The sequence below is a fragment of the Roseibium sp. genome, from assembly GCF_048260565.1.
In the GTDB taxonomy this organism is placed as follows: domain Bacteria; phylum Pseudomonadota; class Alphaproteobacteria; order Rhizobiales; family Stappiaceae; genus Roseibium.
In genome coordinates, this window is the sequence record NZ_JBLXGP010000008.1 from 114684 (window position 1) to 134159 (window position 19476).

The window sequence follows — 19476 nt, forward strand, 5'->3', positions numbered from 1 at the left end:
AACCTCTCTGAATAACTCGGATGTTCGGCCGGATTATGTGGCCAGCCCTCGGTGCGGGATGTGCCGCGGGCGTGGTCTTTGCCGTGTTGCAGGTCTTCCTGACGACACCTCTCATTCTTCATGCGGAGCACTATGAAGCGTCCCTCGGCGGGCCGCAGTATGCGCAGGTCGTCCCTTCCGTCCTGAAAAGCGATGCTGTGGGCGATGCGCAGCTTTGGCTGGTGCACGGTGACGCGGAAACCATGCAGGCCTGGGCGCCGGAGGACGGTTTGGAACGCATGGCCTATACGGCGCTGACCGCGGTCTTGCTCGGTGTCGGCTACGGTCTGCTGCTTGTCTCCGCGATGGCCTTGAAGGGCGACGCGATTTCGCCACGGGCAGGGCTTGCCTGGGGACTGGCGGGCTTCGTCTCGTTCGTACTCGCTCCAGCCATGGGCTTGCCGCCGGAACTTCCCGGAAGTGCGGCGGCGGATCTTCTGTCCCGGCAGGTCTGGTGGGCGGGAACGGCAATCGCGACGGCGGTCGGAATTGCAGGGCTCGTCTTTGCCCGCAACCGGCTCTGGGTCGCCGCGTCTGTTGTCCTGATCGCGATCCCCCATATCATCGGTGCGCCGGAAGCGGGCGGATACGTGTCGGACGCGCCGGCGGAACTGGCTGCGGAATTCGCATCCGTTTCGCTTGGCGCCTCTCTTGTCTTCTGGGCCGTGCTTGGCTCCGTTGCCGCGCTCCTGTGGACGCGGGGAGAACCCGATGGCAGTTCGGTCGGGGCGTAGAGTGTCCGGGAAGCATACATACGGCACCCTCGTTCTTGGCGGTGCCCGGTCGGGCAAGAGCCGGTTCGCTGAGGATCTGGCAATCCGCTCGGATCTCTCTCGGGTCTATGTGGCGACCGGCACCGCCTTCGACGGTGAAATGGAAAAGCGTATCGCGGCGCATCGGGACCGGCGCGGCGCGGGCTGGCGCACGGTGGAGGAACAGACGGATCTCGCCGGGGTTCTCGCGCGGGAAGGCAAAGCCGACACGGTGTTGCTCGTTGACTGCCTGACGCTGTGGCTCAACAATCTGATGATGGCGGACAAGGATCTGGCCAGCGAAAGCGCGCGCTTGTGTAACGCGGTCTCCACTCTTGCAGGCCCCTGTGTTTTCGTCTCCAACGAGGTTGGCATGGGCATTGTTCCCGAAAACCGCCTGTCGCGGGAGTTCCGCGACGCCCAGGGGCGCCTCAATCAGGATATGGCGGCGGTTTGCGGCAAGGTGATTTTCGTCGCCGCCGGTCAGCCACTCCTTCTCAAACCGAATCAACAACCGGATATAACCCTATGAAACCCGGACAGAAAATTCCTGCGACCATCGTGACCGGCTTTCTCGGCGCCGGCAAGACGACCCTGATCCGCAACCTGTTGCAGAACGCGGCGGGCAAGAAGATCGCCCTGATCGTCAACGAGTTCGGCGACATGGGCTTCGACGGCTCGCTGGTCAACGGCTGCGCCGATCCCGATTGCGCGGCCGAGGAAGTGGTCGAACTGACCAACGGCTGTATCTGCTGCACGGTGGCCGACGATTTCCTGCCGACCATGGAAATGCTTCTCGCCCGCGCCGAGCCGCCGGAGCATATCGTCATCGAGACATCCGGACTGGCCCTGCCGCAGCCGCTGGTCAGGGCTTTTTCCTGGCCGAGCGTCAAGCCGAAGGTGACGGTCGACGGCGTGGTCACCGTACTCGATGCCGCTGCGCTTGCCGAGGGGCGAATCGCGCTCGACGAGGAGGCGCTTGCGGCCCAGCGGGCCGCCGATGAGGCGCTCGATCACGACAGTCCGGTTGAGGAGCTGTTCCACGACCAGCTCGCCTGTGCCGATCTGGTCGTGCTCAACAAGGCGGACCTGATTTCCGAAGAGGCGCTTGCAGACATTCAGAAAAAGATTGGCGCGGATGTGCGTCCCAACGTGCACGTTGTGGCGTCGGAAAAGGGCACGCTGCCGATCGAGGTGCTTCTGGGCCGGGGCTCGGCGGCGGAGGACGATATTCATAACCGGCACGAGCACCATCATCATCACAACGATCACGATGACCATGATGACCACGACGATCATGATCAACACCATCATGATCACCACCATCATGACCATCATCATCACGACGATTTCGAAAGCCATGTGCTGCCGGTTGCCGGTTTTGCCAGCCTGAAGGATGTCGAAGCCCGGGTGCTGGAGGCAATGGCGCTGAAGGGGGTACTGCGCATCAAGGGCGCCGTTGCCATCGACGGCAAGGCCGCGCCCGCCATGGTGCAGGCGGTCGGCCCGCGGGTGGAGACCTGGTTTGCCGCAGGCGCCGAGAGCGCCGGCAAGCTGGTGGTGATCGGGTTGAAGGGGCTGGATCTGGAAGCGGTCAGGGGGCTGCTTGGAGGTATCGCAGAAGCCGCATGAGGCAGGTTCCCCATACTTCTCAATCGTCATCCGGGCCAAGCGTAGCGCGAGCCGGGACCGGAGAGCCGCATTGCCATCGATGGTTCATGGGCTCGCCGGTCCCGGATCTCCGCTTCCGCTTCGTCCGGGATGACGATGGTAGAGTTTGGGGCGCTGTGAGTAGGCCTCGGATCTCCGCTCCCACTTCGACCAGGGGGGAGGTTGCGTGGATGGATTCCAGGACTTTTATTCCGGCATCCGAACTTTCCGGACAGGACCATTAAATGCATATTCTCGCCAGCCAGACCCGCAGGATCGATGACGGGGGCGATGCGGTCGATCTCGGCCAGTCGCCGGCCGATATCCTGTTCCTGTCGGCGGCCGATACGGAGCTAGGATCCTTTGCCGCTGCTCATCATGGGCTAGATGAAAACAGGGCGAGCCTGCGGCTGGCAAGCATCATGGCGCTCAGTCATCCCTATTCGGTCGATCTCTATGCCGAGCAGACTGTTGCCGGCTCGAAGCTGGCGGCGGTGCGCCTGCTCGGTGGCATCGAGTACTGGCGTTACGGGGTCGAGCGGCTGGAAGAGGAGGCGCGCGCCTCGGGCGTAAAGCTGGTCCTGGTTCCGGGCGACGACAAGTGGGACGAGGCGCTGGCGTCGCGCTCGACCGTGCCGCTGGAAGATGCCCGCCGGTTCTGGCGCTATTGCGTCGAGGGTGGCAGCGGCAATTACGCAAACGCGCTTCAGTTCCTCGGGTTTCTCGCTGGCCAAGCGGAAGACCCGCTGCCGCCTGTGCCCCTGCCGCGGGCGGGGATCTACCTGCCGGGCCGTACGGCACCTGACTTGGACACCCTGAAAGGCACCTGGACCGATCCGGCCCGGCCGGTGGCGGCGATCACCTTCTACCGGGCGCTGGTGCAGGGCGCGCAGACCGCGCCGGTGGATGCGCTGGTGGCTGCGCTCGACAGGGCCGGGATCAATGCCTTGCCCGTCTTCGTTTCCAGCCTGAAGGAAGCTGAATCCGCGGCCGTGCTGGACAGCCTGTTCGACGAAGCCAAGCCCGACGTGGTGATCAACGCCACGGCCTTCGCCGTTTCGAAGGCAGGCGTGCCTCATGAAACGACGCCGCTGGACGCCCCAGGCAAGCCGGTGCTGCAGGTGGTGTTTTCCTCGTCCTCGAAGGAAGGCTGGGAGGAGAGCGACCAGGGCCTGTCGATCCGCGATCTCGCCATGCATGTGGTCCTGCCGGAGGTGGATGGCCGTATCCTGAGCCGTGCCGTTTCCTTCAAGGAGGAGGGAACCCACGACGCGGCGACCCAGTCGACCCCGGTGCGTTTTACCCCCGTGCCCGACCGGATCGACTTCGTGGCAGGACTGGCCGCCAACTGGGCGAAACTGTCCCATATCCCGGCGGGGACCAAGAAGGCCGCGCTGATCCTGGCCAATTATCCGAACAAGGACGGACGGCTTGCCAACGGCGTCGGTCTCGATACGCCGGCGTCCTGTGCCGGTCTTCTGCGGGCGATGGGGCAGGCGGGCTACGACGTCGGTGAGGCTCCGTCGACATCGAAGGCACTGATGGATGTGCTGACCTCCGGCGTGACCAACGCCCTGAACGGCCGCGAAGAACGAACCGTTTTTCAGAGCCTGAGTCTGGCTGACTACGAAGCCGCGTTTTCGCGTTTGCCCGCACGTCTGCGTGAGCAGGTGAGAGAACGCTGGGGCGCTCCTTCAGACGACCCGCATGCGGTCGATGGGGCTTTCCGCCTCGCACTGCACGTGTTCGGCAATCAGGTGGTCGGGATCCAGCCGGCGCGCGGCTACAATATCGATCCGAAGGAAACCTATCACGACCCGGACCTGGTGCCGCCGCACCACTATTTCGCGTTTTACATCTGGCTGCGCGAGGTGTTCGGCGCCGATGCGGTGGTTCATCTCGGCAAGCACGGCAATCTGGAATGGCTGCCGGGCAAGGCGCTGGCCTTGTCGGAAGGCTGTTATCCGGAGGCCGTGCTCGGACCGGTGCCGAACATCTATCCCTTCATCGTCAACGATCCGGGCGAGGGCGCGCAGGCCAAGCGCCGGACGTCGGCGGTCATCGTCGATCACCTGACGCCGCCGCTGACCCGCGCCGAAAGCCATGGCGTCTCGGGCGAGCTGGAAACCCTGCTCGACGAATATTACCTCGCCTCCGGCGTCGATCCGCGCCGGTTGAAGGCGCTGACCCGCGATATTCTGGACGTCGCCGCCCGGCACGGCCTTGACAAGGACATCGGCCTGACCGCCGACATGGACGAGGCGACACGCCTTGCCCGGCTCGATGCCCATCTGTGCGACCTGAAGGAACTTCAGATCCGCGACGGGCTGCATATTCTGGGCGAGAGCCCGGACGGCGGGTTGCTCACCGACCTGCTGGTTGCTCTTGCCCGTGTGCCACGCGGAAAGGAGCCGCATCAGGACAGCCTGCAACGTGCGATCGCAAGGGATTTGGGCTTCGACGGGTTCGACCCTCTCGATTGCGATTTTTCCACGGCCTGGGCGGGCGCAAGACCTGCGGTTCTGGAAGATCTTTCCGCCGATCCATGGCGGTCCAACGGAGATACGGTGGAACGGATCGAGCTTCTGGCGCAGAAACTGGTTGGCGGAGAACCAGTTCCCAACGATGACTGGGCCGCGACGAAAGCGGTTCTGCAGGAAATCGAAACGTCATTGAAACCGGCCGTCACCGGCTCGGGTCATGCGGAAACACAAGCCGTGCTAACGGCGTTTGCCGGCGGGTTCGTCGCGCCCGGGCCGTCCGGTGCGCCGACCAGAGGCCGTCCCGATGTGTTGCCGACAGGCCGGAATTTCTATTCCGTGGATGTGCGTGCGGTGCCGACCGAGACCGCGTGGCGGCTTGGGCAACAGTCCGCGTTGCTCGTCGCCGAACGTTACTTCCAGGAAGAGGGCGAGTGGCCGACGGCGCTGGTGCTGACCTGCTGGGGCACCGCCAATATGCGCACCGGCGGCGACGATATCGCCCAGGCACTGGCGTTGATCGGCGCACGGCCGGTCTGGGAGGCAGGCTCCGGCCGGGTCTCCGGCTTCGAGATTCAGTCGCTTGCAGACCTCGGTCGGCCGCGGATCGATGTGACGCTCCGGGTCTCCGGGTTCTTCCGCGATGCCTTCCCGCATCAGATCGATCTGTTCGACAGCGCGGTGCGCGCTGTTGCCGCCCTGGAAGAGCCGGAAGAGGCCAATCCGATTGCGGCTCGGGTGTTGAGAGATCGAATCAGGTTCGAGAGCGAAGGCCTTGATGCCGATGAGTCACGTCGTCGGTCCGGCTTCCGGGTGTTCGGCTCCAAGCCGGGCGCTTATGGCGCCGGTCTGCAGGCGCTGATCGACGAGGGCATCTGGGCTGAGCGCGGCGATTTCGCGGACGCCTTTCTCGACTGGGGCGGCTATGCCTATGGCGGCGGGGCCGCCGGGACGGCGGCGCGGGGCGAGCTGGAAAGCCGCCTTTCAACCGTCGACGCGGTGCTGCACAATCAGGATAACCGGGAACACGACCTGCTCGACAGTGACGACTATTACCAGTTCGAAGGCGGGCTGGCGGCGACGGTCGAAACGCTGAAGGGTGAAGCGCCGAAGGTCTATCACAACGACCATTCCCGCCCCGAGCGGCCGGTGGTGCGCAGCCTGTCGGAAGAAATCGGCCGGGTGGTGCGCGGCCGGGCGGCCAATCCGAAATGGATCGCAGGCGTCATGCGCCACGGCTACAAGGGCGCCTTCGAGATGGTTGCCACGCTGGATTATCTGTTCGCCTTTGCCGCGACCACCCATGCGGTCGGCGATCATCATTTCGACCAGTTGTTCGAAACCTATCTGGAAGACGACAAGGTGCGGGACTTTCTTGCAGACGCCAATCCGGCAGGCTTAAGCGAGATGATCGCCCGGTTCCAGGAAGCGATCGACCGGGGGATGTGGACGCCGCGCCGCAACAGCACCCATGCTAGACTTTCCGAAATTCAATCAAGAACCCGACAGATCGGGTGAGGGAGAACAACCTGTGAGCGACAAGCATCCGGACCTGAGCGAGGAAGAACTGAACGCCCGCCATGCGGAGAAGATGCGCAAGAAAAAGGCGGCGCGCGACAAGATCATGGCCACCAAGACCATCGAGAAGGGGCTGACCATCGTCCATACCGGCAAGGGTAAGGGCAAGTCGACCGCCGGCTTCGGCATGCTGTTCCGGTCCCTCGGTCACGGTCACAGGGTCGGCGTCGTCCAGTTCGTCAAGGGGCGGATCGAGACCGGCGAACGCAAGGCGCTGGAGCGGTTCTCCGATCTGGTGACCGTCAAGCGCATGGGCGAAGGCTTTACCTGGGAAACCCAGGATCGGCAGCGGGACATCGATGCGGCCCGTCAGGCCTGGGAAGCGGCCAAGGAGATGATCACCTCCGGCGAGTACCGGCTGGTGCTCTGCGACGAACTTAATATCGTCCTGCGTTACGACTACCTGCCGATCGAGGAGGTGGTCGATTTCCTGAAGAACGAGAAGCCGGACGACGTCCATGTCGTCATCACCGGGCGCAATGCCAAGGACGAGCTGATCGAAGTCGCCGATCTGGTGACGGACATGACCCAGGTGAAGCATCCCTTCCGCTCCGGGGTGAAACCCCAGGAAGGCATCGAGTTTTAACAGCCTGAAAAACGGGACGGCTATATGAAACTTTTCAACCAGGGTCTCCGGGAAGCTTCCCGGTCCCATGAGGAAATCGTTCGACGCTATGAAATCGGCCGGACGGTGGTCGAGTTTCTGGCTGCCGTTACTTTCATTATCGGCAGCGTCTTCTTCTTTTATGAAAGCCTGATTTACGCCGGAACGTGGTTTTTCGTGATCGGCTCCGTTCTTTTTGCCGTTCGGCCCTCCATCCGGCTGTTGCTGGAGCTTCATCTGGCGCGCCTGCCGGTACCGAAGGAATTCCGCCCCTATGGCGTGGACGCCGAAGACGGAGACGGGCAGTGAGTAGCCGCCCCGGCCGAACCCCTGCGCTCATGATCCAGGGGACCGGCTCCAATGTCGGCAAAAGCCTGATCGTTGCCGGCTTGTGCCGGCTGTTCGCAAACCGGGGGCTGAAGGTCAAGCCGTTCAAGCCGCAGAACATGTCGAACAATGCGGCTGTCACCGCCGACGGTGGCGAGATCGGCCGGGCCCAGGCGCTGCAGGCGCAGGCCGCGCGCGTGCCGCTGTCGGTGCATATGAATCCGATCCTGCTCAAGCCGGAGACCGATACCGGGGCCCAGGTGATCGTTCAAGGCAAACGTTTCGGTACGCTGCGCGCCCGCGAATACGGACGGCAGAAAGCGCAATTGCTTCCGAAGGTTCTGGAAAGTTTTTCAGAAATTGAGTCCGGCGCGGATCTGGTGCTGGTGGAAGGCGCCGGCAGCCCGGCGGAGATCAATCTCAGGGCCGGTGACATCGCCAATATGGGCTTTGCGGAGACCGCAGATCTTCCGGTCGTGCTGTGCGGCGATATCGACCGGGGCGGGGTGATCGCCTCGCTGGTCGGCACCCATGCAGTGCTGGACGAATCCGAGCGGGCGCGAATCAAAGGCTTCTTCATCAACCGGTTCCGGGGAGACCCGAGCCTGTTCGACGACGGCATGAGTGAAATCGCGCGCCGGACAGGCTGGGCGCCGCTCGGGGTCGTGCCGTGGTTTTCGCAAGCCTCGAAACTGCCGGCGGAAGACGCACTCGGGTTAAGCGATGGCGCAGGACACGGCCCGGTCAAGATCGCCGTACCGGTGATCTCCCGGATCGCCAATTTCGATGACCTCGATCCGCTTCGCATGGAAGAAGGCGTTACCCTGGTGCTTGTCCAGCCCGGTGAGCCCCTGCCGGGCGATGCGGATCTCGTCCTGTTGCCGGGTTCCAAATCGACGGTCGGCGATCTGGACTTCTTCCGCAGGCAGGGCTGGGACGTGGATCTCAAGGCCCATCACCGCCGCGGCGGCCATATCATCGGGATCTGCGGCGGCTATCAGATGCTGGGCAGGACGATTTCCGATCCCGAAGGCATCGAAGGGCGGCCCGGCACGTTTGAGGGGCTGGGATTCCTGAACGTCGACACGGCGCTGACCGCGGACAAGTCCCTGGTGGAGGCAAAAGGCAAGCACCTCGCCACCGGCGCGGAGGTTGCTGGCTACGAGATCCACATCGGTCGAACCGAAGGCCCCGATTGCGCCCGGCCGCTGCTTCATATCCGCGAGGCGGACGGCACACCGAAGCTGGACGGTGCCCAATCGGCGGATGGCCGGGTTGCCGGCACCTATCTCCATGGCCTGTTCACTTCCGATGCCTTCCGCAAGGCCTATCTGAAAGGCTTCGGGGTTGCTTCGGAACTTGCTTATGAGCAAACCATCGATGCCGTTTTGGACGATCTTGCCATGCACCTGGAAGCGTCGATGGATGTGGAGCGGATCCTGGAGATGGCACGGGCACGGTAAGGGTGTATCGCAAACTGGACCGATTGGGATCGGTTTGATATTCAATCATCGATTGAAGCGGCTGGGGCGACAAAGATGAGCACTCTCTTTTTCATGGTGGTCGTTCGCCTGGCAGCCTTTTATTTCATCATGAACGGATTGAACTTTTTCTCCGTAGCGCTTTATTCGGTGTTTTCCCAACAGTATGACGGATTTCAGCGGGTGAGCGTTTTGGTGCTTGGCCTCAATCTGTTGATTTCGATAGGGCTGTTCTGTTTCCCGCGGGTCGTGCTGCTGGGGCTCAATGTCAGAACCGAGCCGGGTAGGGAAGTCCCTCGGGTGTCCGATTTTCAATCGGCGGGAATTGCGTTGATCGGCCTCTATTTCGTGCTTCAAAGCCTGGCAAATTTGGTTTCTGTCGTGGTGACCCTCGACCAAATGCGCGGCCTGGGCATGGGTATCGAGTCCTTGTCGTCCCAGACCAAGGCGGACTTCATGAGCAATCTGTTCCAGTTCCTGTTGGGGATTCTGGCTGTGATCGGATCGAACGGTTTGTCGAAAATGATTGCCCGGCTCCGAACCATCGGTATGCGACCAAGCGGAGAAACGTCCGGCGAGTGAGCGGGCGGTCGGGTTTCTGAACCAACTTCACGAGCGGAAACATCCCCGGATACGCGATGCGACGGGGATCGCAGAAGTGTGCCGGAATCAAGAATTATCGAGAAGAAGAGTGCCATGAAGCCGTCTCTTTATCCCGTCCCCGTAAACGCTTCCGGAGGTCTTTTCATCATGCCGAAACCATCTGGCGAATGGCTCGAGGACGATATCGGCGCACTGCGCGGGGAAGGGATCGATCACATCGTGTCCATGCTGACCGGCGATGAGCAGGAAGAACTTGGATTGACCGGGGAACAAGAAACCTGCCTCCGCCTTGGTGTAACGTTTTTCAGGTTCACGATTGAAGATCGGGGCGTCCCGGATTTGGCCGAACTGGTGCCGGTGGTGGAGGGGATCGTTCAGGATCTGACGGACGGAAAATCCGTCGCCGTTCATTGTCGCGCGGGTATCGGCCGGTCCGGATTGCTGGCCGCCTGTGTCCTGACCCGGTTCGGCCTGTCCGCGGAACACGCGATTGACAGGGTCAGCTCGGCCCGCGGCGTGCCGATCCCGGATACCGCGGAGCAGGCGGAGCTGATTCGAAAATTCGCAGTCCATTCCGGGCGTTAGCTGCGGGTCTTGAGCAGGGGATTCATCCTGGTTGAAAGCCTGAACGTGTTTTCGACCAAACTTTCACCAGACGGCTCCAAGTATGAACACCCCTCCACACGCTGATTTGACGGATCTCTGGATTTTCGACAATCTTTATGCCAATTGCGAGCCATGGGATCGCAAGACATCCGGGAGTTGCGCCCCCAACTGGAAACCTTTGCCCGAAAGCACATCGTGCCGCCATTCTTTCCGAAAGAAACGACCGGAAGTGCGCCGGATTCCGGCAAGGGATATGCCCTGCAAGCGGAACTGGTTGAGACTTCTTCCAGCCAGGCGTCGCTACAGCCCTGGGTCGAGATGGAGTGCATTCAGCTCAGCGGCGGCCGAAATGTTGCAAAGCTCGACAGTCTGGACCTCGGCAGCATGCAGATCGTCCGCGAAGGCCAGCGGACATCGGTCCAGAAACTCGGCAGCACACCCGCCGACTTCTGCACCGTTTCAATCTGTACGCAGGAGCCGGCGACCCGTGTTTCCGAACACTGCGGCGGACAGGCCGACGCGGTGTTTTTCCTGCCCGGCAATGCCGAGTTCGACATCCACATCCCCGCCGGTGTCGAGACCGCCTACGTCGGCTTCAGCCAGGAGGAATTCCTGCGCGGGGCCCGGGCCCTCAATCCGGTCTTCTGGGAGCGCCCTCCGACGGGCATCATACCGCTGACCACCCGGCGGCGGAACGATTTCCAGGAGGCCGTTGATCTCTGGCTTAAGACGGCGCGGGAAGCGTCCATGCGCGAAGAGCCCCTGGATCCAGCCGTCCTGCGCAGTCATCTGATGCAGACCGTCCTGCAGGTCGCCGCGGTTTCGGATGAAGACATCGCACCGTCGTTCAACGAACGTGTGCGGGCGCTGCAGATCGGGCGCAGGGCGAGAAGCTTCGTCGACGACCACCTGAATGCGGACGTACTGCCCACCATCGTCGATATCTGCACAGCGCTCGGTGTCTCGGAGCGGACGCTGCGCTATGCCTTCCGGGAATATGTAGGACTGTCTCCAGTTGCCTATCTGCGCGCATGCCGGCTGAACCGTGTGCGCGCCGTCCTCGCGGTGTCCGATCCTCGGGAAACCACGATCACGCAGGTTGCGATGCGCTTCGGGTTTCTCCATCTCGGCCGGTTTGCGGGCGACTACAAGCGGATGTTCGGCGAAATGCCGTCGGTGACGCTCGACGCCTGACATTTTTTATTGAATGATCGCGGAATACGTCTGAATTCTCGTCGTTTTGCCGAAATCGGATAGCGAACCTCTCCTCTCATTCTTAAGCTGCACCCCAAGGCTTCAGTTGCTTGGATGCCGGCTCGGCAGCGTTCGACATCGAAGCCGGGAATCAAGGCCGATTAACTTGAGCGCTTAAGGCATAAAATGCATCGGTCACAGGTATTACGCCCGCAAGGTTTTCTCTTTCCCGCAATCATTCCTTACCCTTGCGTGCGGAAGACCCGCCGCGCCGCGTTGTTTGTGGCGACGGCGCTCACAGGCAGTTTCGTCCTGGCTCCAACCCTAACGACCCGGGCTCTGGCCGCCGGCAGCACCAACGTGACCACGACAGCAGGCGATACGAGTGCCGGGTCTCTCAGAGGTGCTGCACAGGACCTCTCTGATTATCAGATCTTCGTCTTTCAAAATCTGGGATCTGCAGCGACGATCAACCTTGGCGGTCCGCTCACCTTCACGCACGCATCTGCGGTTAGTCTTCAGTTTGGCGGAACCACCACATCGCTGACCATTGGCGGCGACACCATCTCTGCGGCCAGCCACCTTTATTTCCAGCTCAACAACAGTTCCTACGACCTGACACTCAACTCCGCCCTGAACTTTACGAGCGGCGCGGACATCGCCCTCGTGCAAGGGGGAACAGTCACCTTCAACGGCGATATTTCCGATGTCGGGACCCTTCAGGTTACTTCCAATGGCACGGCGGTCATTGGAACGACCACGGCCACCGCCAGGTTTGACATCAATTCCGGTGGTACACTCAGGTTCGCTACGGCTGGCACTTACTCATCCAATCTTGAAATTGAAGACACAGCCACGATCGACACCGGTGCCTACAATGTCGCCATCAGCGGCGCGGTAACGGATGATGGCACGAACACCCTGGTGAAGACCGGCAGCGGCACGCTGACGCTGAGTGGGACGAACACAGCTTCCGGAACGATGAGGATCGACGCGGGCACCCTGTCGATCGCGGCCGACGGCAACCTTTCAGCCGGCACGCTCACATTCAATGGCGGCAATCTGACGATCACCGGTGTCACCACCATTGACAATGCCGTGGCGCTCGCCTCCAGCGCCACGATCACAAACAGCGCCGACGCAGCCCTTTCCGGCGTGATCTCCGGAGCAGGCAACCTCACCAAGGCCGGTGCCAGCACGCTGACGTTCACCGGCACCAACACCTATTCAGGTGGCACGACGATCTCGTCAGGGACGCTGCAGATCGGCGACGGCGGCACCACGGGCAGCCTGACCGGAGATATCGTCAACAACGCAGCTCTCGCCTTCAACCGCTCCGATACGATGACCTTCAACGGTGTCATCTCCGGCACGGGAAGCGTAACCAAGTCCGGTACAGGGACCCTGATCCTGACCGGGACCAACAGCCACACCGGCGGCATGACGATTTCGGCAGGGACACTTCAGATCGGCGACGGCGGCACCACGGGCAGCCTGACCGGCGATATCGTCAACAACGCAGCCCTCGCCTTCAACCGCTCCGATGCGATGACCTTCAACGGTGTCATCTCCGGCACGGGAAGCGTAACCAAATCCGGTACAGGGACCCTGATCCTGACCGGGGCCAACAGCCACACCGGTGGCACGACGATTTCGGCAGGGACACTTCAGATCGGCGACGGCGGCACAAGCGGCAGCCTGGCGGGAGATATCGTCAACAACGCTGCTCTCACCTTCAACCGTTCCGATGCAATGACCTTCAACGGTGTCATCTCCGGCACGGGAAGCATGACCAAGTTCGGCTCCGGCACACTCACCCTGACCGGGACCAACACCTTCACCGGTGGCACGACGGTCGCCGGAGGATTGCTGACGGTGAACGGCAGCACCGGGAATATAGTGTTGAACGGCGGCACGCTTGGCGGCTCGGGCACGGTCGGCTCCGTGACGGCCAACTCCGGTGCCAGCGTTGCGCCGGGCAATTCCATCGGCACGTTGAACGTCTCGGGAAATGTCATCTTCAGTTCCGGATCGACTTATGAAGTCGAAGTCGACAGCGCCGGCAAGTCCGACAAGCTCGCCGCCGCCGGGACCGCGACTATCGACAGCGGTGCAACCGTCACCGTGTCGGCGGAGAACGGCACGGACACCGGCTCCACCTATGCGGCTTCCACCACCTACACGATCCTGACGGCCGACGGCGGCGTTACCGGCGCCTTCGGCTCCGTCAGCGAAAACTTCGCCTACCTGGACGCAGCGCTTGGCTATGACGCCAACAACGTCACCCTGACGCTGACGCGCAACGCCACCGGCCTGGCCACCCCGGCCGAGACCGCAAACCAGCGCGCGGCCGCACACGGCGTCAGCAGCCTCGAGGCCGGCAATTCCGTCCTCGGCGCGGTCGTCGTGCTCAGCGAGGCCGGAGCCCGAGCTGCCTTCGACAACCTGTCCGGAGAAATCCATGCCTCCACCGATACGCTTCTGATCCAGGAAAGCCGCTTCGGCCGCAATGCCATCGGCGCCCGTATCCGCAGCGCCTTCGACGGGATTGCCGCAGCCGAAATGCCGATGATTGCCTTTCACGGCGCCGGCGAAGCACCGGGCAGTCCGGGCGGGCCTGTAGCCTGGGGCCAAGCCTATGGCAGTTGGGGCCAGATCGATGGCAACCGCAACGCAGCCACCATGGACCACACCAGCGGCGGCTTTTTCGTCGGGGCCGATACGCAGACCTTCGGCGGTTGGCGCGCGGGTCTCATGGCCGGATACGGAAACAGCCGCTTCGATGTCGATGCCCGCGCCTCTTCGGGCCATGCGGACAGCTATACCCTTGGCGCCTATGCGGGGCGCCAGTTCGGCCCGCTCGGACTTCGGTTCGGCACGACCTACGCCTGGTACGATGTGACCACCACGCGCAATGTGAGCGCAGGCACGCTCAGCAACAGCCTGCGTGCCGACTACACGGCCTCCACGGCCCAGGCCTTCGGCGAAGCCGGCTATACGCTCGAGACCCGGCTCGCCCGCCTGGAGCCCTTCGCGGGCGCAGCGCTCATCCACCAGCACAGCGACGGCTTTTCCGAGACCGGCGGCGCGGCGGCACTCACCGTCTCATCCGCCTCCCGAACTCTCGGTGTCACCTCACTGGGTCTGCGCGCCGAGCGGCCTCTCGCCGAGGTCGGCCCGTTCAATGCGTCGGTCACCGGCTCGCTTGCCTGGCGCCACGCCTTTGGCGATCTCGACGCGGCCTCCACCATGCGCTTTGCCACCGGCGATGCGTTCGCGGTCTCCGGCACTCCGCTCGACCGCGACAGCGCGCTCATCGAGGCCGGGTTCAGGCTCGGTCTCGTCGAAGGCACCAATGTCTCTCTCGCCTACCAGGGCGAAATTGGTGCCACCTCCCGGGACCACGGCTTCAATGCCAGGTTCTCGGCACGTTTCTGACCAAGATGGGGCGTGTCGCTCCAGACACGCCCCATCGCCGAGGTGACATTAAACGAGGAGCCTCCCGGCGCAGAGGGAGGGGACCGCTGCTGTTTCTCCAGGATGAAATGGAAATCCTTGTGATTGCCGGCGCTTATAATTTCACATTTCGAGAAACCAAATTGCTCGACGACCTTTCCCAGAATGTGTTTCATGCTGCCGGGATTGTAATAATGCAGGTGGATGGAAAAATTCTTCGCCACCAGCTTACCGACATCAAAGTCATTGCGGCGTAGCTGATCGTAGGCTTCTAAGTGCCTGTGTGGCGGAGTCGAGATACCTTCGTCGTATTCTTCGAGCAGGCTTTGGCAGGTGCAGGGCCGGGCGCGCCGGTCCTGGCTTCCGTCCAGATCCGGGACGACCGCCGGGACCCGGCCGCCGGGCTTCAGTTTTCCATGCCATTCCCGACCTTGGCACATCTTGCTGCCGACGCCGACATTTTCGTCTTTATCTGAAACGTTCAGATGCTAGCCCCGCTTCCACACCAGAAGCTGGTTGTTTGCCGGCATGGCGTGGTCGGCCTGCAATGTCAGGCCGAACTTTTGCGCCAGGTCGTTGACCGCTTCGAAATCGCGGATGCCGCTTTCGGGATCGCGGGCCTTCAGCGTTTTGTCGAAGGCTTCGTTGCTCGGCGTGGTGAACTTGCCGCCGTATTTGAACGGACCGTAGATGCACAGCACGCCACCCATGGCCAGGGTCTCGCCGACACCTTCGAAGAAGTCCTCCACCAGGGGCCAGGAAACGATGTGCAGCGAGTTGGCGGAGAAAATGCCGTCATAGGCATCTTCATAGTCGAAAGCGGAGACCGGCCAGGGCAGGTCGGAGATATCCAGCTCGATCGGTGCCAGCAGATTGTCGAGGTTCATATCGGCCTCGACGATGCGCTGATCGATGGCGGGGAGATGTTCGGCCACGTCACTCGGCCGCCAGTCCAGATGGGGCAGGTGTTCGGCGAAAAAGACGGCGTGCTGGCCGGTGCCGCTGGCGATTTCAAGGACGCGGGTTGCGTCCTTGAAGGCGTCGCGGAGTTTTTCGAGGATCGGGCGTTTGTTGTTTTCAGCTGCTGCGGAAAAGGGAAGCATCATTTTTCTCAGGTCAAAACACAGCCGTACCATTCAGTGCTGCGATGGCGGCCGCCAATACCAGAACAAATAATGCAAGCAATAAGCAAGACCCTTTCAGCAAGTTTAGTGCACGGGATATATCCAGAACGGTCGCGGACTTGCGTCCATCGGCGTTCAGGAAGGGGTCTTCGACCGTATAGCCTGGGTAGGATCTGGGCCCGGCCAGGGCAATATTCAGGGCGCCTGCCATGGCCGCTTCCGGCCAGCCGGCGTTGGGGGAGCGGTGCTTGCGGGCGTCCATACGGATCGTTCTCAGCGCGGTCTTCGGCGATCCGCCGGCGAGCGGGGCTGCGAGGGCGATCAGCAGTCCCGAAAGGCGGGAGGCCGGCAGATTGACTAGGTCGTCGAAGCGCGCAGAGGCCCAGCCGAAGGCGCCATGCCGTTTCGTCTTGTGTCCGATCATGCTGTCTGCCGTGTTCACCGCCTTGTAGGCGATCAGGCCGGGCAGGCCCAGAACGGCGAACCAGAAGGCCGGGGCGACGATGCCGTCGGAAAAATTTTCCGCGCAGGATTCGATGGTCGCCCGTGAGACGCCTGCCTCATTGAGGGTCTGCGGATTGCGGCCGACGATCATCGCCACCGCCTTGCGTCCGCCGGCAAGGCCGTCTTTCAGCAATCCGTCGCGGACGGCGGCGATGTGCTGGTAGAGGCTTTTCTGGGCGAGGAAGACGGCGGACACCAAAACTGTCAGAACTTGGCCAAAGGGCAACAGCCGTGCGCCGTAGTCGATGGCGTATCCGGCGGCGAAACCCGCTGCGATCAGGATAAGGAGGCAGATCACGCCAAAGAGCTTTCTCCGCTCGGGCGAGAAACTCTCCCTGTTGAGAGACGCATCCAGAAAACCGATCAGCCTGCCGATCAGAACGACAGGGTGGGGCCAGCGGCGCCACAGGAAATCCGGATCGCCGATCAGGGCATCGACGAGGAGTGCGGCGAACAGGAGAAAAAGCGCATCGGGAAATAGCAGCATTTTTCCCGATTAGAGGTCTTTGGCCGCGTCGGCAAGCGCCTGTCGGAGGCGTTGAAGGTTCTCCTGCGATCCGGGCAACCCGATACGCATCCAGGTCGGCGCGTAGTCGAAGACCCGCGTCCAGATCCGGCGGCGGGCCAGGGCTTCGTGAAGGGCGGCCGCGTTTCTCGTACCGGCGAGCGCGAAAAGCGGTGTGCCGCCGAAGACGCTGAGCCCCTGTTCGGACAACAGCAGGGTCAAGTCGGCCATTTCATCGGCAAGGCGGCGGCGCATGGCCTCCTGCCAGCCGGCGTCGCAGAGAGCTTTGCGCCCGATTTCCAGGGCCGGGCCACTGACGGCCCAGCTGTCGAGCCTTTCCGACAGCTTCTGCGTTATCCGTCGCGGACCGGCAAGAAAGCCGAGTCGCAGACCTGCCAGTCCGAAGAATTTTCCGAAGGATCGCAGGACCAGGATGTTCTCGTCCCCGATCGACGGCAGAATGCTGGCGCCGGGAACAACGTCGGCGAAGGCCTCGTCGATGATAAGAAATCCGTCGCGTGCGGCAAGGGTGCCTGCGGCAGCCTGTAGGCTCGCCCTTGAGGTCAGCCGGCCGTCCGGATTGTTCGGATTGACGACGACGGCATAGCGCGTGGTGTCCGAGATCGCTTCCACATAGCCGACCTCGAGCGGCTTTCGTCCGGAGCGGGCCCAGGCGGCCGCATGGCTGGAATAGGTCGGGGCGACAATGGCGGCATCGCCTTCGGGAAAAAGGTCCGGCATCAGGGCAATCAGTGCCTGGGTGCCAGGTGCCGCGACCAGTCCGATATGCTCCGGGCAGGCATAGGCCTTGCGGGCAGCGCCGAGCAGCCGGTCGAGCGCATTTTGCCCCGGTAGCCGTTGCCAGACGTCGGCGGCAATGGTCTCCGCTACCGGATAGGCATGGGGATTGATACCGGTCGAAAGGTCGAGCCAGTCGTCTTCGGTTCCGCCGTAGCGGTCGATTGCAAGCGCCAGATCGCCGCCGTGTTGCATCTGTCCGTCTCTTCAGGTCCGTGTTAAGGCGTTGCGCTATCTAGACGATTTGTCGGGACGAAGTACAGGTGCACCGGCGGCATGGATTTGTCTGGATGCGGAGCAATCTTCTCCGAACGCCGGGTGTCGGCCGTTTCAGATTCGGGGAAAAGTAGCCGGAAGCAACAGGCTATGAGGCGGTGTAACCGGAGATTCTGAAAACGAATTTTTCGAAAAAGGGAATTGGAGGCCTCTGCCGGAATCGAACCGGCGTACACGGATTTGCAATCCGCTGCGTCACCACTCCGCCAAGAGGCCGTGAGACGCGCTGTATCAATCACTTGGCGCCTCGTGTCAAGCCGGTGTTCGGGGTTTATCCAAAATGCTGAAGGGTCGGCACAGTTGCATTGTCGTTCCTGAACGGAGGCATGCGGGCTGTCGGGCCGCACAGTCCGGATTTTAGTCACCGCACGGGAGCATGTGGCGCGCCTCTTGCCGTGCATTGATGCCAACAGATGCTTGTCAGCCCGGTTCCGGATCGTTAATGAACCAAAGGAGAGAGGCCGGCAATCTAGATGAGGGTCGATATGACTGACTTTGAACAGTCCCGCAGGCGTATGGTCGACAACCAGCTGCGTACCAACGATGTCACGGATCATCGCATTCTGGATGCAATGGAGGAAGTGCCTCGGGAACGCTTCCTGCCGGCTTCCAAGCGTGCGATTGCCTATATCGACGAAGACCTGCCGATGGTTTCGGAAGGATTCGGCCGTTACCTGATGAAACCGCATGTGTTCGGCAAGCTGGTCCAGCTGGCCGAAGTCCGGCCCGATGATGTGGTTCTGGTGATCGGAACCGGGTCCGGCTACAGCGCGGCCGTCCTGTCCAAACTGGCGGCATCGGTGGTGGCCGTCGAGGAAGATAGCGATCTGGCAAGTGCCGCGGGCGAAACCCTCGTGGAACTCGGTATCGAAAACGCGGCTGTCGTGGAAGGCGTTCTTGCCGCGGGCTACGCCTCCGAAGGGCCTTACGACGTGATCGTGGTGGACGGGGCCGTCGATCAGCTGCCCGAAGGCCTGCTGAATCAATTGAAAACCGGCGGTCGCCTGGTCGTGATCGAAGGCAGGGGCGGGGCTGCGGCCGCACGGCTCTATCGTTCCTCCGGCGATGCAATCAGCAGTCGGTTCGCCTTCAATGCGTCGGCCGCCGTCCTGCCCGGCTTCGAAAAGACTCCTGAATTCGTCTTCTGAGGTTGTCGCAACGTCTCTTTGGAGCGCTTCGGCCGGGAATGCGTCCGGTCCGGCCCGAGGAGCCGTGGCTAAGTGCTTGCGGGAAGGGTGGATTGTAAGTCCCGCATCTGTTGCCCATTGGCCTCAGTGGTGATTTTAATCGCCTGCCAGCCGCCTTTGAGAAGCCTTTGGCCTGTTCACGCAGTTGCGAACTTGCACCGGGCAGTTTACCAAAAGAACAGGCTGAGGACTCATATTCTGAGGCCGTCCGGTGCCGGTAGGCAAATTCCTGGCGTCGTCCGAGTTCCGATAACGCAAGCCGTTGTCTGGAGATTGGGATACGCGAGGCATTTTGTGCGTTCGGTGTGCGGC

General features: G+C 62.2%; 16 protein-coding genes and 1 tRNA gene. 12 read left to right on the forward strand and 5 right to left on the reverse strand.

Annotated elements, in window-relative coordinates:
• The first annotated feature begins 20 nt into the window (after positions 1–20).
• The 11 genes from ACN0SO_RS17355 (at position 21) to ACN0SO_RS17405 (ending at position 14752) form a co-directional block, all read left to right on the forward strand.
• Positions 21–773: a CbtA family protein gene (locus ACN0SO_RS17355; protein WP_417679985.1), complete on the forward strand. Its 753-nt coding sequence runs from the start codon at positions 21–23 to the stop codon at positions 771–773.
• The gene (gene cobU / locus ACN0SO_RS17360; RefSeq protein WP_417679986.1) at positions 751–1323 is read left to right on the forward strand and encodes a bifunctional adenosylcobinamide kinase/adenosylcobinamide-phosphate guanylyltransferase; all 573 of its coding nucleotides are present in this window, start codon (positions 751–753) and stop codon (positions 1321–1323) included. The genes ACN0SO_RS17355 and cobU overlap by 23 nt, the downstream gene beginning before the upstream one ends.
• Positions 1320–2423 (forward strand): cobalamin biosynthesis protein CobW, encoded by a 1104-nt coding sequence (gene cobW / locus ACN0SO_RS17365; RefSeq protein WP_417679987.1) that lies wholly within the window; start codon positions 1320–1322, stop codon positions 2421–2423. Before cobU ends, cobW begins: the two co-directional genes overlap by 4 nt.
• 263 nt (positions 2424–2686) lie before the next feature.
• The gene (cobN, locus tag ACN0SO_RS17370; RefSeq protein WP_417679988.1) at positions 2687–6439 is read left to right on the forward strand and encodes a cobaltochelatase subunit CobN; all 3753 of its coding nucleotides are present in this window, start codon (positions 2687–2689) and stop codon (positions 6437–6439) included.
• Entirely contained in the window at positions 6393–7085 is a 693-nt protein-coding gene (gene cobO / locus ACN0SO_RS17375) for a cob(I)yrinic acid a,c-diamide adenosyltransferase (RefSeq protein WP_417679989.1), read from the forward strand. Before cobN ends, cobO begins: the two co-directional genes overlap by 47 nt.
• Positions 7086–7109: 24 nt before the next feature.
• The gene (locus ACN0SO_RS17380) at positions 7110–7412 is read left to right on the forward strand and encodes a YrhK family protein (protein ID WP_417679990.1); all 303 of its coding nucleotides are present in this window, start codon (positions 7110–7112) and stop codon (positions 7410–7412) included.
• Positions 7413–7441: 29 nt separating this feature from the next.
• Positions 7442–8893, forward strand: coding sequence for a cobyric acid synthase (locus ACN0SO_RS17385; RefSeq protein WP_417680064.1), 1452 nt, complete (start codon positions 7442–7444; stop codon positions 8891–8893).
• A 75-nt stretch (positions 8894–8968) separates the two neighbouring features.
• Positions 8969–9493, forward strand: coding sequence for a hypothetical protein (locus ACN0SO_RS17390; protein ID WP_417679991.1), 525 nt, complete (start codon positions 8969–8971; stop codon positions 9491–9493).
• 168 nt (positions 9494–9661) lie between these two features.
• A complete protein-coding gene (locus ACN0SO_RS17395) occupies positions 9662–10099 on the forward strand; it encodes a protein-tyrosine phosphatase family protein (RefSeq protein ID WP_417679992.1) in 438 nt (145 codons plus the stop codon).
• Positions 10100–10252: 153 nt separating this feature from the next.
• Complete coding sequence (locus ACN0SO_RS17400; protein ID WP_417679993.1) at positions 10253–11314, forward strand: helix-turn-helix domain-containing protein; 1062 nt, start codon at positions 10253–10255, stop codon at positions 11312–11314.
• A gap of 360 nt (positions 11315–11674) precedes the next feature.
• Positions 11675–14752: an autotransporter outer membrane beta-barrel domain-containing protein gene (locus ACN0SO_RS17405; RefSeq protein ID WP_417679994.1), complete on the forward strand. Its 3078-nt coding sequence runs from the start codon at positions 11675–11677 to the stop codon at positions 14750–14752.
• Here the strand turns inward: ACN0SO_RS17405 and ACN0SO_RS17410 are convergent.
• The 5 genes from ACN0SO_RS17410 to ACN0SO_RS17430 form a co-directional block, all read right to left on the reverse strand.
• Positions 14683–15210 (reverse strand): hypothetical protein, encoded by a 528-nt coding sequence (locus ACN0SO_RS17410; protein ID WP_417679995.1) that lies wholly within the window; start codon positions 15208–15210, stop codon positions 14683–14685. The genes ACN0SO_RS17405 and ACN0SO_RS17410 overlap by 70 nt on opposite strands.
• 48 nt (positions 15211–15258) lie before the next feature.
• Positions 15259–15873 (reverse strand): DUF938 domain-containing protein, encoded by a 615-nt coding sequence (locus ACN0SO_RS17415; RefSeq protein WP_417679996.1) that lies wholly within the window; start codon positions 15871–15873, stop codon positions 15259–15261.
• A 13-nt stretch (positions 15874–15886) separates the two neighbouring features.
• Positions 15887–16885 (reverse strand): adenosylcobinamide-phosphate synthase CbiB, encoded by a 999-nt coding sequence (gene cbiB, locus ACN0SO_RS17420; protein WP_417679997.1) that lies wholly within the window; start codon positions 16883–16885, stop codon positions 15887–15889.
• A gap of 9 nt (positions 16886–16894) precedes the next feature.
• Complete coding sequence (gene cobD, locus ACN0SO_RS17425) at positions 16895–17896, reverse strand: threonine-phosphate decarboxylase CobD (RefSeq protein ID WP_417679998.1); 1002 nt, start codon at positions 17894–17896, stop codon at positions 16895–16897.
• A 223-nt stretch (positions 17897–18119) separates the two neighbouring features.
• Positions 18120–18193 (reverse strand) — tRNA-Cys (locus tag ACN0SO_RS17430).
• 269 nt (positions 18194–18462) lie between these two features.
• Here ACN0SO_RS17430 and ACN0SO_RS17435 point away from each other — a divergent pair.
• The gene (locus ACN0SO_RS17435) at positions 18463–19125 is read left to right on the forward strand and encodes a protein-L-isoaspartate O-methyltransferase family protein (protein ID WP_417679999.1); all 663 of its coding nucleotides are present in this window, start codon (positions 18463–18465) and stop codon (positions 19123–19125) included.
• Positions 19126–19476 lie beyond the last annotated feature (351 nt).

Coding starts and splice junctions, on each gene's coding strand:
- ACN0SO_RS17355 (WP_417679985.1), top strand. CDS start 21: ATGTTCGGCCGGATTATGTGGCCAGCCCTCGGTGCGGGATGTGCCGCG.
- cobU (WP_417679986.1), top strand. CDS start 751: ATGGCAGTTCGGTCGGGGCGTAGAGTGTCCGGGAAGCATACATACGGC.
- cobW (WP_417679987.1), top strand. CDS start 1,320: ATGAAACCCGGACAGAAAATTCCTGCGACCATCGTGACCGGCTTTCTC.
- cobN (WP_417679988.1), top strand. CDS start 2,687: ATGCATATTCTCGCCAGCCAGACCCGCAGGATCGATGACGGGGGCGAT.
- cobO (WP_417679989.1), top strand. CDS start 6,393: ATGCTAGACTTTCCGAAATTCAATCAAGAACCCGACAGATCGGGTGAG.
- ACN0SO_RS17380 (WP_417679990.1), top strand. CDS start 7,110: ATGAAACTTTTCAACCAGGGTCTCCGGGAAGCTTCCCGGTCCCATGAG.
- ACN0SO_RS17385 (WP_417680064.1), top strand. CDS start 7,442: ATGATCCAGGGGACCGGCTCCAATGTCGGCAAAAGCCTGATCGTTGCC.
- ACN0SO_RS17390 (WP_417679991.1), top strand. CDS start 8,969: ATGAGCACTCTCTTTTTCATGGTGGTCGTTCGCCTGGCAGCCTTTTAT.
- ACN0SO_RS17395 (WP_417679992.1), top strand. CDS start 9,662: ATGCCGAAACCATCTGGCGAATGGCTCGAGGACGATATCGGCGCACTG.
- ACN0SO_RS17400 (WP_417679993.1), top strand. CDS start 10,253: ATGGGATCGCAAGACATCCGGGAGTTGCGCCCCCAACTGGAAACCTTT.
- ACN0SO_RS17410 (WP_417679995.1), bottom strand. CDS start 15,210: ATGTGCCAAGGTCGGGAATGGCATGGAAAACTGAAGCCCGGCGGCCGG.
- ACN0SO_RS17415 (WP_417679996.1), bottom strand. CDS start 15,873: ATGCTTCCCTTTTCCGCAGCAGCTGAAAACAACAAACGCCCGATCCTC.
- cbiB (WP_417679997.1), bottom strand. CDS start 16,885: ATGCTGCTATTTCCCGATGCGCTTTTTCTCCTGTTCGCCGCACTCCTC.
- cobD (WP_417679998.1), bottom strand. CDS start 17,896: ATGCAACACGGCGGCGATCTGGCGCTTGCAATCGACCGCTACGGCGGA.
- ACN0SO_RS17435 (WP_417679999.1), top strand. CDS start 18,463: ATGACTGACTTTGAACAGTCCCGCAGGCGTATGGTCGACAACCAGCTG.